At 54.4% G+C, this 12,386-nt stretch carries 9 protein-coding genes; 2 read left to right on the forward strand and 7 right to left on the reverse strand.

All coding sequences use genetic code 11. The annotated features are described in order from the left end of the window. Positions 1-13: 13 nt before the first annotated feature. The 5 genes from CVS48_RS21475 to CVS48_RS21500 all read right to left on the reverse strand — a co-directional run bounded on the left by CVS48_RS21475 (position 14) and on the right by CVS48_RS21500 (position 7,565). Entirely contained in the window at positions 14-2,641 is a 2,628-nt protein-coding gene (locus tag CVS48_RS21475; RefSeq protein WP_100856213.1) for a DEAD/DEAH box helicase, read from the reverse strand. Beyond that, complete coding sequence (locus CVS48_RS21480; protein ID WP_006220086.1) at positions 2,632-4,389, reverse strand: site-specific DNA-methyltransferase; 1,758 nt, start codon at positions 4,387-4,389, stop codon at positions 2,632-2,634. The genes CVS48_RS21475 and CVS48_RS21480 overlap by 10 nt, the downstream gene beginning before the upstream one ends. Before the next feature lie 377 nt (positions 4,390-4,766). Then, positions 4,767-5,744 carry a DUF4238 domain-containing protein gene (locus CVS48_RS21490; protein WP_006220089.1) on the reverse strand — a complete coding sequence of 326 codons (978 nt, stop codon included), beginning with the start codon at positions 5,742-5,744 and terminating at the stop codon, positions 4,767-4,769. A gap of 97 nt (positions 5,745-5,841) precedes the next feature. Then, the gene (locus CVS48_RS21495) at positions 5,842-6,549 is read right to left on the reverse strand and encodes a hypothetical protein (RefSeq protein ID WP_006220090.1); all 708 of its coding nucleotides are present in this window, start codon (positions 6,547-6,549) and stop codon (positions 5,842-5,844) included. Then, complete coding sequence (locus tag CVS48_RS21500) at positions 6,546-7,565, reverse strand: DNA methyltransferase family protein (protein WP_126376308.1); 1,020 nt, start codon at positions 7,563-7,565, stop codon at positions 6,546-6,548. Before CVS48_RS21500 ends, CVS48_RS21495 begins: the two co-directional genes overlap by 4 nt. A gap of 980 nt (positions 7,566-8,545) precedes the next feature. On the opposite strand from CVS48_RS21500, the gene trfA reads away from it, so the two are divergent. Continuing rightward, entirely contained in the window at positions 8,546-9,643 is a 1,098-nt protein-coding gene (trfA, locus tag CVS48_RS21505) for a plasmid replication initiator TrfA (protein ID WP_100856215.1), read from the forward strand. 269 nt (positions 9,644-9,912) lie between these two features. Continuing rightward, entirely contained in the window at positions 9,913-10,122 is a 210-nt protein-coding gene (locus CVS48_RS21510) for a hypothetical protein (protein ID WP_006220093.1), read from the forward strand. A 646-nt stretch (positions 10,123-10,768) separates the two neighbouring features. Here CVS48_RS21510 and CVS48_RS21520 read toward each other — a convergent pair. Both CVS48_RS21520 and CVS48_RS21525 read right to left on the reverse strand, forming a co-directional pair. Beyond that, positions 10,769-11,452, reverse strand: a complete 684-nt coding sequence (locus CVS48_RS21520; RefSeq protein WP_437340538.1) for an RCC1 domain-containing protein — start codon at positions 11,450-11,452, stop codon at positions 10,769-10,771. 130 nt (positions 11,453-11,582) lie between these two features. Continuing rightward, on the reverse strand, positions 11,583-12,311 hold the full coding sequence (locus CVS48_RS21525; protein ID WP_126376305.1) for a hypothetical protein: 729 nt from the start codon (positions 12,309-12,311) through the stop codon (positions 11,583-11,585). Positions 12,312-12,386: the final 75 nt, after the last annotated feature.

The following is a 12,386-nucleotide window of genomic DNA, read 5'->3' on the forward strand; positions in this document are numbered from 1 at the left end:
ACTTACCTCGATCTCAGAGCAAAGCGTCTTTAATCGCCTGCCAGTTCTTGTTCTCTACCCAGGCAAAACGGCAACGACCTCCACTGCGCCTTGCCCAAAGCTCCCCGATCCGCTTTTTCTCCTTGCTATCGGAGCCGTCCGCAATATGGTCGCCCTTGTACTCAACAGCGAGGAATACCCCAGACTTCATTTTCACAACGAAGTCTGGATAGAACTTGTCCGACGCGGTCTGCAACCAGAAAGAGGTTGGCTTCTTCTCGACGTTCCGTACCCACCATTCGACATCTGCAAGTTGGTTGGCGATGAACTCGGCACACTCAAACTCTTCGCCCTTGGCCTTTAGATTCCCGATGACCGGGAAGAAATGGCGCTTCAAGGGAATAAATCCGGCGTAAGGAATGTCGTAGGCGTACCGGCCCTGCTCGAACACCACTGCGTGCTCATCTCGGATCTCAAACCGGCTATCGTCTCCCAGCAAATCCTCAAAGACCCTCTGTTTCGCGAGCTTCAGCCCGGCGACCATTTTGCGCTCCAAGGCACCTCTGAGTCGGAATTTGCGGTACGCCAGTTCGTCCAATGTGAAGCTGCGCGACTCCATCAAGTAGGTCACCGCTGCATTCAGCCAGGCCGCTTTCTGAGGGCCATCTGCATAGGGGAAATAGATGTTCCGATCCAGCCAATGCACCAGATCGGTAGCTTCCCAGCCTTGTTCATGCCCGAACAGCGCGAACTGGCTATCCAGCCGGTCATAGACATCGCACTCAATCCTCTCAAGCTGGGAAATGCTCAAGGACGCGCGGCGCATCGCCTCTACGTCATGAGCAAACTCGGCTTCGGTCAGCTTGCAGTCGAACTCGTCAATCTCCCAGTCCGCGTCAAGAAGCGGCGTCTCATCGAAAACGTCAAAGAAACCTAGCTGGTTGAACGTCAAAAGAGGTACAGAGGCAGACTGGCCAAGTTCCGCTGGGGTCTTCTGGCGAGCAGGCGGCGCCGCTCTCACAGCCATCTGAGTATCCAATTGCTCCCGAACTGATTTGGCCACATCGGGCTGCTTGAAGGTTTCCGCAATTTGCTTGAGCTGGGCGGCCGTCACCGATCCTTTCACCGTCAAGGTGCCAGCTTCCGGGGATAGCTCCACCTTGTCTCGCACTGATTTCGGCAATGCCGCAATCGCGTCCTCGTCGGGCATCGCAACCGTATCGCCGACCTCCGGTAAGGGAATAGTGAGGTCGAGCTCGTTAGCGAACAGGCCTCCAAGCTCCCCATTATCCTCATCCTGGGTGCGAATCAGATCTTTGGTTTCGAGCCGCTCGAACCCGCTCTGCACGAGACCATCCTTGAGGTTCTGAACGGTGGCAGCAAGTTCGTTCGAAACTACGTAGGCATAGCTTCGATTCAGGGCCTCTTGCTGCTTCCTGGACACGTGCGGCATCCGCAGTACGCGTCCCAGCACTTGCTCGACCGCAGTGGCCGATGTCGTATTTCGGAACGAGAACAGGACGTAGGCGTAGGGGCAGTCCCACCCTTCACGCAGCTTATCTACCGTGATTATGAACTGCGGATAATCCGGGTCGCCAAGCTTTTTGCCGCTCAGTTCATCCAAAGCGCCGGTCGCAATGGCAATCGAGTCAGCCGGAATGTTGAAATCGTCTATGAGGTGCTGACGCACCCGATCCGGCGTGAAGGTTTCGCGATCTTGAACTTTGCGCTCAGCCTGGATCAACATCACTACTGGGCTGATGACTTCGCCAGTGAGCTGTTGTTCCTCCGCTGCCGCCTTCTCAAGCTGTCGCAAGCGAGCGATCGCCTCAGTCAAGGAGACACGCCATTCCGGATGGATTGCCAGCTCCAACGGCAGCTTCAGCATGTTCTCGGCTTGAAGGGTTGCGGCGGAAACGCTGCGCAACACGTTGGATGGCTGGCTTGCGCGGTCTGGGGTTGCGGTGAGCTCAAGGATGCACGAGGGATTCAACCGAATCAGGGTATCGACCGCAAGCGGTGTTCCCTGGTTATGGGCCTCGTCCACGATGATGTAAGGACGCCGTAGTCGAATCACATCAAGGAGTGAGCAGTCCCCTTTTTGCGCACTGGAGGCACCCTCAAAATGAGGCATCAACGCTCCGTTCTGCCGGTACACTCGAAGCCCATCAGCCGTGTCGCGCTTAAAGCTCTGCATCGTCGCAACGATGATGGTGTTGCCGGTATTGAGTGTGGCTGGCTGGGCGTACAGCGCCTCGTCAATGTCAAGGACGTGAACTGAGCCAAAAAGCTCCCGCATGTCCGCATGCAGCAGCTCCCCCTTGGTTTTTAGGGCATACAGCGTTTGCTCACGAATTGGGTCTGATGGCACCAGCCAAAGTATCACCGAGTGATCGGTGGCCAAAAACGATTCGTTGACGCGTTTGATCGACTGGCCCGCAATGCGAGTCTTACCCCCGCCTGTGGGCACGCGCAAACATACGTAAGGCACGTCATCCACCCCGGGAAGTGGATGGTATTGCAACGTATGGCCGAAGAAAGCAGCAGTACTCTCAGCGAATGCAGACGCAGGACTCTTGAGCTCCCGAGTGCGAGCCAAAAAACCTGATAAGGCATCTAGGAGCTTCTCTTGATAATCCTTGAGGTTATTATTTAGAACCATGTTTTAACCGCCAATTCATAGGGGAGCTGGTGGAAGGTTATGCCAAGTTTTGCCAGCTTTGATTTGTCGAAGCGAGTACGGGCTCCATAGACAACTTTTGGCCCATCAAACCCAGAAAGCACCTCATTTAGATAAGCCAATGACCGGCCATTAAGGACATTGCCTCCGTCCTCCGAGCTATCCTTCAGGATACCGTTATAGAGCAAGAAGATAGCCCGCCCCTTGTGCGTGCCAAGGTAGGGGGTGCGATGTTGTGCAATGATCAGCGCAGATTCCGCAAGTCCAACTCCGGTCTCCATAAACCATACAAATTCCGCTAGCTGGTCGTAGGATACGGTTGAGCGTATTTTTCCATCAGCTTGGAATAAGGGCTCCTCCGATAGGCGGAAATACTGAAAGCCTCCACCCAGGCCAGGAACCGGCGTCTTCTTCTTTCCAACCAGAGGGGTATACCCCTCAATTGCCTTTTTGATCCGCGTCCTTGTTTTGGTTTCTGCCGTGTTACTGTCGATCTCAACCAAAATGAAATTTAGTGGCTTTTTCAAATGTTGGTTCTTGCGGAGCACCGCGTGCGCCGTCGTTCCAGAACCGCCAAAGCTATCCAAGACGATGTCGCCAGGCTCGGTAACCATCCCAACCAAATCAGCAATTACCTCTGAGTCCTTTGGAAATGGAAAAGCCCCTGCGCCTAATAAGGACTCCACTTCCAGAGTCGCAGCCCTTCCATCCTTATAGAAAACGCTCATCATTGGCTCCTCGTCGATCTCGAAGAGGTAGCTCTTTCGATTAGGAATAGTCGTATGGTCCTTACCGAAATGAATTCGTGGGGGATCGTCGGCTAGAGCCGCCTTTGTGGTGTCTTCCTCCCAGCGCCACCCAGTTGAAGGCATTGCGCACGGCTGCTGGGTAGTCGGATGCAGTATGGGGTATCTAGGTCTATTTTCCCGACCGTCATCTGGCCCAGCGAAATCAGCCGCGAAGTAGAGGCCGCGCTTGTCGGACCAGTTGTAGTGTTTATGCGCCTTCCTAGGATCCGTTTTTGGCATCGCGCGATACCAAGCCATCATCTCCTTACGGATAATGGTGTGGTCATCGCCATGCTTCTTTCGCAGGTCATCATAAAACTCTAAAACCTCTTCAACACCAGGCTTCTTACGCCTCCATTTGACTTTGCGAGCTTTCAGTAAAGACTTGTTTCGAGCGAAAGCCACAATGTATTCATGGGTCACAGATACAAGCTTTGAGTCGCCCTTCTTACCTTTTTCCCAAACGATGGTAGCGACCTCGTTGCCTGTCCCAAATATCTCACGCATGAGAGCTTGCAGGTTTCCAAGCTCGTTATCATCAATAGAAACGAAAATTGCGCCGTCTTCCCGCAGAAACTGCTTAAGAAGCACCAGGCGGGGATACATCATGCACAACCACCGATCATGACGATCTAAGGTTTCCCCTTCTTTGCCTACAACCTCTCCAAGCCATTTCCTTATCTCAGGGCTGTTCACATTGTCGTTGTAGACCCAACCCTCATTCCCCGTGTTGTAGGGCGGGTCAATGTAGATGCATTTGACCTGCCCTGCATACCGAGGCAGCAGCGCTTTCAATGCATGGAGATTGTCTCCTTGGACAATTAAATTTCCGCTTTCCGCATCACCACACGACAGGTCAGGTACTGATTCCAACAAACGGAATGGCACCTCCTTGTGATGAGTTTCAACAGCCTCTTTCCCAATCCAGTTCAATGTTGGCATTCAATATCTCAACTTTTGTCTTTCTGATTATGTTCCCTCGGGTCTTCCGTCACCGTGAGCCCATGCGTCTCCGCGTAGGCAAGGACCAAGACCTCGATCATCGATGCGATTGACCGGTGCTCCCTGTCCGCCGCGGCACGCAAGAGACGCTTGATGTCGCTCGACGTCCTAATCGACAAGGTTTCATCCTTTAACCGTTTCATCAGTGAGTCCTCAATTCCATGTACTGCAAATGTAGTACATTTCCTACAGGAAGGCCACATACTTTCCATGTAAACAAGGATTCTGCGGCCCCGGGCACGAATCTTCAGGCCTCTGACGCAGAAATGCCGCCTTAGAAGGCGGCATCTTGTTTTTTTAACAATGCAACTTGACGGTCAGTCGCCACCTTGCCACTTAGGCTTTTGCGGACGTGGACCAAAAGCCTGTTGCATGACTACTGCTTCGCCAGTAGCGGTTGGCAACATGACGGACTTGTGAACAGGGGCCACGTTTGCAAACTGTTCAATCAAAGCTTCCTGGCCGGGTTGTTGTGCGATTACTGCCTCATAGGCAAATCGACAAGTCTGGGCGTTTACGTAATGCACCCAGCCCTGGTCGGGGGCCTCTCCATACAGCAACCCTTGGGCATCGAAGCTTTTCTTGTGCTCTGGGCTGCCGATCAGCACGAGGGTCGGACTGACAGGAAACTGAAGGATGAATGGTCCGCCGGGCTTGATCGTGTATGGCGCCTGGCGCTCAAAAGCCATGGAACCGTCATACCAAACCACCGGATTATCGCTGGTAAGAAAAGGGAGTCCCGTCGCATTGTGAATCGCAACAAGCCCGATACGATCAAAATGAGTCTCCATGCCTTTCATCATCCACGCCATAGCATGAATGCTTTGATGGGGATCGATGGATATCGTAACCCTATCCAAGAGATCTGGGTACTCGGCTGGAGGAGGCGGTAGTTTGCCAGCTCTCGCCAGATGATTCATCGTCCCCCTTACCGTAGCCGCATAGATGGCCTCTGCAAGATCTCGCGCGGCGGGAACTCGAACCCGCTGCAACGCTATGAACTGAAAGATCAGCTCCAGGTGATCGTTCACACTATCGCGCGGATGAAGTTTTTCCACGACTTCCGGCCACCCACTCTCTAGTGTCGAAAACAGGTCTTCCAATGCGTTGTTGTCGACGCCTCCGCCTGGCTTAGGCTGGCTGTAGTAATACCGCCTAAATTGCGTAGCGTCTGGGGCAACACTCAAAGGATCGGCAACCTTGTCTTTTCGATAAACAAGAATCCGCCCAGAGACATCCTTGAAGGAGTTGAGGTATGCCTTGGGAACGAAGTGATGTCGCTTTTTCTGGTTCATGGTCGATCATCTTAGCAAGGCATCGCAGCTGCATTGAACTCTGACTTACGGTTTCATGATTGTGCCCAGCCACTGGAAGGACGACCGATGGGCCACCTCACGCAAGCTGACCCTGCCACACCTTGACTGCCGCCACCCAGATATTGGGAAGATCTGCTAACGAGCACACAGCATTACGTTGGCCAGGAAAGTCTTCGGCAAGAGCCTGGAGCCGTGAAGGCCGTCCGTCATGAGGACGCTGGTAGTAGCTTCCATCGCAAATCGCAAGGAAGAGCGTATTTGGATCACGGCAAGCCTGGGCTTCGCGCAAAAAGCGCTTCACATCAGAAAATTGATTGTCCTGCGCCCCGCCTTCGTCCCGGGTGTACTTATGGGTCGCAAATGCTCGCAGCACCTTTCCGTTTTGGGAGTAAGACCACGCAAAGTCGATCGACTTGCCGTGATCATTGGTGGCAGCGTGAAGCGTGCTTCCCTCGACAACCAGCCCCCTGACGACATACTTGGCGTTCGCACCGCCGGAAGGTGGCGTGTCAAAGTCTTCGACGTACGGCACCTTATTCTTGATGTGCGTAGCAGCAATTTTCTGATGAATCGATTGCTTTGCCGGGTCTTTGACAAAGTGCAGCGCAAAGGTGTCGTCGGTTAGCACCTTAAACCGAACAAACTCGGGCTCCAAGCCATACCGCACAGCCCAATTCTGGATTTTGTGCATAACATCTGGCGCGTTTAAATTGGCGCGCAACTTTTCAGCATTCTCCAGGCGTGCCTGCTTTTCTGCCAACTCGTAGTCAGGAGGAGTGATCACATTGTCCCCACATTTCGTGCTGCAAGGTTAAGAATTTCGCGCGCCTGGGAAAAGTCTAGGCGGCGACGATAGCGACCGTCCTTACGTAGCCCTTTAAAGGCCGTCATGAAGGTATCTTTGGTTTTTTCGCGTCGCGTGGTCAAAAGGCAATTAGCCTCTGCAATAATCTTGACCACTTGGCTGGGTGGAATGTCTCCACCAATTCGGGTAATGCTTCGGCTACTTTCCTTGACGTTCGAGGGTGGGATCTCGGCCCCCAGAACAAATCGGATCGATGGACCGCTTTGGCTATCGACTGCATGTAGCCCGATCAGACCATGTGGGTCATTGAACCGCCATGGAATTCCAAGACCGACGAAGGTCTCAATGTGCTTTTTTAGATCGCTGTAGGTGCCCAGCAGCCGATTTTCCGCAAATATCTGGAAGTCAGCTGGATCGCTTTTTTCTTCAGAAGGGACAAATAGAGCAAGGCAGACCGGTACCTCGGTATCCTCAAACATCTTGCAAGTCAGAGAGATGACGGCATGAAGTCGGCTGTGAAAAAGACCTTGCGTCAAAAACGACTCAGGAATAATTGCAGCGACATAGGGCGTATGTTGGAGCATGGTGTCAAGAGACACCTTGTACAGATCGTCGTACTTATCTCCGGAAAACGGAAGACCTCGCCTCGTCGCTGAGTTCTTTGCGAGGTATGGGGGATTGGTTATCGCCACTTGGTAGCCAAGGGGATAGTTTTGCAGTGAGTCACGCTGCTGAACCAATACGCCGGACGCATTCAACTCCTCGCCAGCTGGCTGGATGTCGAAGCAGGACCATTGATTGTTGTAGCCGAGATCCTGGATCATGCAAACGATATTGTTCGCGCCTGCAAATGGCTCAAGCAGGACCATCTCTTCCAAACACGGAATGGCTTTCAGCCACTTATGGAAGGGATCAACATTGAATGGGTTGGTCGTCGTAAAGAACTGACCGTGAAGTCGTTTTTGAGCGACTTCTGCTTGGGGGATTGAGGACACCGATCTGCTCCGTGAAGAGCAGCGTCACGATCGAATGTGTCCTCAAAAATGAATCAATATGCCTACGACGCTGCGAGCCAAAAGAAAGGCAGCGAGAGTGCCGCCGCCATTCTTGTATAGGTTTGCGAAGCATCAGATGACGTGTCCGAATATCGGATTGTTGATGGGTCGAGGATTTTGCGGTCGGCTTGTACCCGGCATTCTCCAGGTGCTGTCTCGGCGAAAAGCGCTCGTGTCTTGTAGTGGCACCCAGGCGGCCAGCGGCCGCAGCCCTATCCTGAAGTTGGCTCCTGCGCCCCGTCAGGACCGGTCGATGCCACGCCCGCACCCACCTCGGCCCTGGGTGCAGAAATCGAGCATCCGTGCCCAATGAGCGCCTCAACCCCAGATCGGGTTGCAATGCCTCGGGTTGCTGGATGCCTCAACGCTGGCGAATTTTCTCAAGCTTGAGGGGCTCCATCGACTGAGGGGCTATACAGGCTACAGAGGTCTACCATGTCTATGGCTGTGTATATACACATCAAATCTCCTAGCAATTTAATGGCTTTTTTGGATGTCTATCAGCCCGGCGTGCTGTGGAGTACAAGTTTTGGTGCTGCGGAGTACAAGTCGCAGTGCTGCGGAGTACAAGTTTTGGTACTGTGGCGTACAAGTCGTTTGGGCAGCGTTTCCCTCTGAGCCTCCCTCTGAAATCGATGTTCGGAACTATCCTGAGTTGACTGACTCGGTCTCATGGACGCCCTGATGTGTATATACACATCAATTCCCGTTGTCCTACCGAATCCTTATGAGCAGCACCGAGCCAAACAAGAAGAGCGCATCTCGCCACTCCCCCACCACAGTCCAATTCGTTGCCCGGGTTCCTCGGGATCTGCATAGCAGCTTTCATGGCACGTGCCATCAGCTTGGCTTTAACGCGTCGGAGGTTCTGCGCTCCCTAATGGAGAGCTTTGTGCGTATGAACCAGGCTGAGGGAAAGAATGGCTGAACTGACGAACCTCTCCCGCGCCGATAAGCTTCGAGCCCTTGCTGAAGCCACAGCACGCGCCGCCCTAAAGGCGACCCCTGGTGCGCGCGAAGAATTGCTCGAAGCCTCGAACACGCTATCGTCCCTTGCTCACACCAGTGAGCTGAAGATCAAGAAGCAAGAAGAGCCCGTCAAGATACTGCCGTCGAACGCTACACGGGACGAACTCACTTCAGCGCGATGCCGGCAGGCGACCCGACGCGGCGCAGAAACCTACCTGCCAACGCTCTCCGATGTAGCGCAAGTGCTGCCAAATGCTTTATTGCGCTGCGCCCTGTTCTCCAGCAGTCGCAAAGTGCCAACGCTGAACGACCAGGTGCTATCCGGCGATACATCTCTGCTGGTCGTCAACAAGACAATCGCGTCATTCAACAACGTCACCGTGACACTGAATGGGTATGAGCTTTGCCAGTTCGACCGTATCGTCTATGCGACCTGCCTGGACTACTACCGCGAGCGTCCGCTTTCTCCTGAGACCGAGAACAAGCATGTCGGGACTACCTTCTACGAGTTTGCTAAGCGGATGGGCCGCTCGTACAGCGTGAGGCTGCACGGCTCAATCCTTGCAAGCCTGCTACGACTGAGCTTTGCCCAGCTACGAATTCGGCGAGATCGTCTCAATCTCGAGGTGCCAAAATTCCTCTCGGTTTCATTCGAAGACAGTGAGCAAGGTGATGGGGCGTCGGCAATCGCATCTGCTCCCCTGGGTAGCGATCGGCTCTGGTTGCGGGTCAGTGAATCTGTTGCCGAGCTTTTCGGGCCGGGAGCTTGGACGGCGCTGGAACGAAAGGCGATGGATTACAGCGGGCTCCAAGGATGGCTAGCGAGTTTCTATGCAACCCACCAAGGCCCGCTCTGGCTCAGCGTGAAAAAGCTCCACGAAATGTCCGGCTATGAATCCCGATTCAGCAACTTCCGAAAGGGACTGTTCGAAGCGCTCGATAAATTAAAAGCCGACGACACACCGCCCTCATGCCGGATTGCGGAGTATCACTTCTCGAATGACGGGGAGAAGATCCAAGTTCATCGGGTAAGCTGGAAACGGGATTGAGGATCTGGGTTGAGCTGATCGTATTTACCGACAGCCTGAGAACGCTGATGGCTGAGAAATCAGGGTGCGGTCAGACTCAACCGTTGCAAGGAAGCCTCAGCAAGTGGACAGATCGATTTTCATTGCAACACTAAGCCATTGATCCATAGAGACTTTCTTGCTCCTCAAGGCAAAGATGGGTACGCTTTTTCCATTGATGTTTGGAGATGAGCTATGTGGTCAGGTTTGGGCATTAGGTTGATGGGGCCGCGGATGAGGCCAAGCGAGCAATGGCTCTGACACGCGACTTCAAAGACACGGTACGGACGCGCTTCCAGACCGACCCGGAATTTCGTGAGGCTCTGCTCAAGGAAGGCCTCGGGGCGATGCGACCCGGTGCTGACGCCGACCCATTGCTAATGGAGCTGATCTGGATGTTCGGGCCATCCGGCATCGAAGAACTGCGCGACACCGAACCCAGATGTGCTGAGCCAGAATGAAGAAACGACTTAAAGATGTGATCGGGAGCTTGTACAAACCATCTACCGGTTCCAGACAAGCGTTTGCCCTCCCTAGAGCAGATGCCGAACAGCTGCCACGCCTGCCATCAGTGGCGGTTATTTCGATCACTGCGCCAGAGCGTCCTCCAGCAGCTGTCGGCGGATTTGAGTATCTTTTGCGGCTGAGCTTTGCGGACGTTGACTTCCTGAATCCCGGCTGTCGGCCAGAGCGAAAGAGAAAATCCATGCCGCTTTCACCCAGGCCCATGCCCAGCAGATTCGGGGCTTCATTGAACGGCTCCCACCATCGATCTCATCGGTCGTGGTGCATTGCGAGGGAGGCTTTTCCCGATCCTGCGCGGTGGTGCTCGGGCTGCATAAGCTGTATGGCTGCGAGGTTGATATGTCGGAGCTGGAGCAAGCCAATCCCTCGACTGTGCAGGTACTGAGGAGGCAGCCTGCTGCTAAGAGGCGATGAGGCCCATGTATAGCCGGAGACGGCGTCGCACCGTGAGAAGCAAAAAGCCCGAAGATGCGAATCCAGGTGGAGGTCTCTGTGCGTCGCCACCGAAGGGCGCCAGCCCGAAGGCAGGGCTATTGCTTCTTCAGACCTGGGTGCCTAAGTTTAGCGCGAGCCCTTGATTTCTCAGGGGGCTACGTCCACCTGCGTTGGCTGGCTCGTCAAAGCAGCGTCATTGCCCAGCTGGCCGTAGTTGTCCCACCCCCAGCACTTGACCCCGCCTGTGCTGGTCACCGCGCAGGTGTGGTTGCCTCCGGCAGACACGCTTGCTACCCCTGAGGTCAAGCCGAGCACATCCACCGGCGTGGGCTGATCCGTCAGCGCTGCATCATTGCCCAGCTGCCCGCTGATGTCACGCCCCCAGCACTTGAGGCCCCCTGCCGTGGTCACCGCGCAGGTGTGGCTGCCTCCAGCTGAGACACTCACCACACCTGATATAAGCCCCAGCACGTCCACCGGCGTGGGCTGGTTCGTCAACGCAGCGTCATCGCCCAACTGACCAAAGCTATCTTCACCCCAGCACTTGAGACCACCACCTGTAGTCACCGCACAGGTGTACTGTCCCCTCGCAGCCACACTCGCCACGCCCGATGTCAGACCGAACACGTCCACCGGAATTGGCTGACTGGTCAACGCAGCATCATTGCCTAGTTGGCCTTGGGCGTCATACCCCCAGCACTTCAACCCACCTGTAGTGGTCACCGCGCAGGTGTGATTGCTCCCTGCTGCGACGCTCGCCACACCCGAGGTCAGGCCGACTACGTCTACAGGGGTTGGCTGGTTATTGAAAGCTGTAGGATCCCATTTCAACTTAGATTCGCAACTTTCAAAATCAATGCCTTAAAAACCTGAAATCGGACGCTTTTGGTCGTTTTGTCCCAATTTTTTAGATTTTCCTACTGTGACAAAACGACTCCGCATCTTTCCTGAAGGTCGTGGCTCAGGCTAACTCGATCACATACGCCGCTGCCTCAGCAACGGACTGAGCAGTTTGCAAGCCAACATTGTACTTCTCGGCTTCGCGAGTAAGATCACCGATGTTGGTAACAAAGCGATCCCGAACACGATCACTCAGCGTCACACTGTCAAGTGGTGGCATCCCCACCACCATCGCCGCGGAAAGATTCGAATTCCTGTCGCGAGCGAGCGACAACTTCCACATCTTGACTCGTGCATCTTCCATACCCTGGCTTTGTGAGTTTTCCTTCAAAAGGCCAAACTGCGCGACCAGTCGTGGCGTGAGAATCGGAAACTTCACCGGCGCACTGCCATCCACAAGAACGAGCTCCCGGTTGAAGCACACCTGGAGATCTGGACGCTGCACCTGAATGGCCTCTTTGATCTTGGTGGTCCACTGTTGATTAACCTCGCGCTCGGGAGTAGGTGAGTCATCGGCAGACGCCCCAGGCTCCTCTGCGATCACACTGAGGCTGAAATGCATAAGCACGATCTGTCTTAGCAGATCATGCTCATCGTCTGCCCGCGTCACACGAGCCTCGGTGAAGCTGAACGAAGCGAGAGGCACAGACTCACGAGCCGCCGCAAAACCGAATTGCTTCGCCACCCCCTCAACAGCTTTAAGCGTAGTGAGAATCATCTGGAATGCGCCCTCGCCTGCTGATCCGTACATGCAGCGCAGTACTTCCTCACGAATCAGCGGTCGGGCCAACACTGTTCCATCGTACTGGACGAGAGCTCCTACATTCAATCGCTCACCAGATCCCCCCACTGGTTCCCAAGCCAA

Origin of the sequence: Achromobacter spanius (assembly GCF_002812705.1) — a bacterium.
Taxonomy (GTDB): domain Bacteria; phylum Pseudomonadota; class Gammaproteobacteria; order Burkholderiales; family Burkholderiaceae_B; genus Achromobacter; species Achromobacter spanius.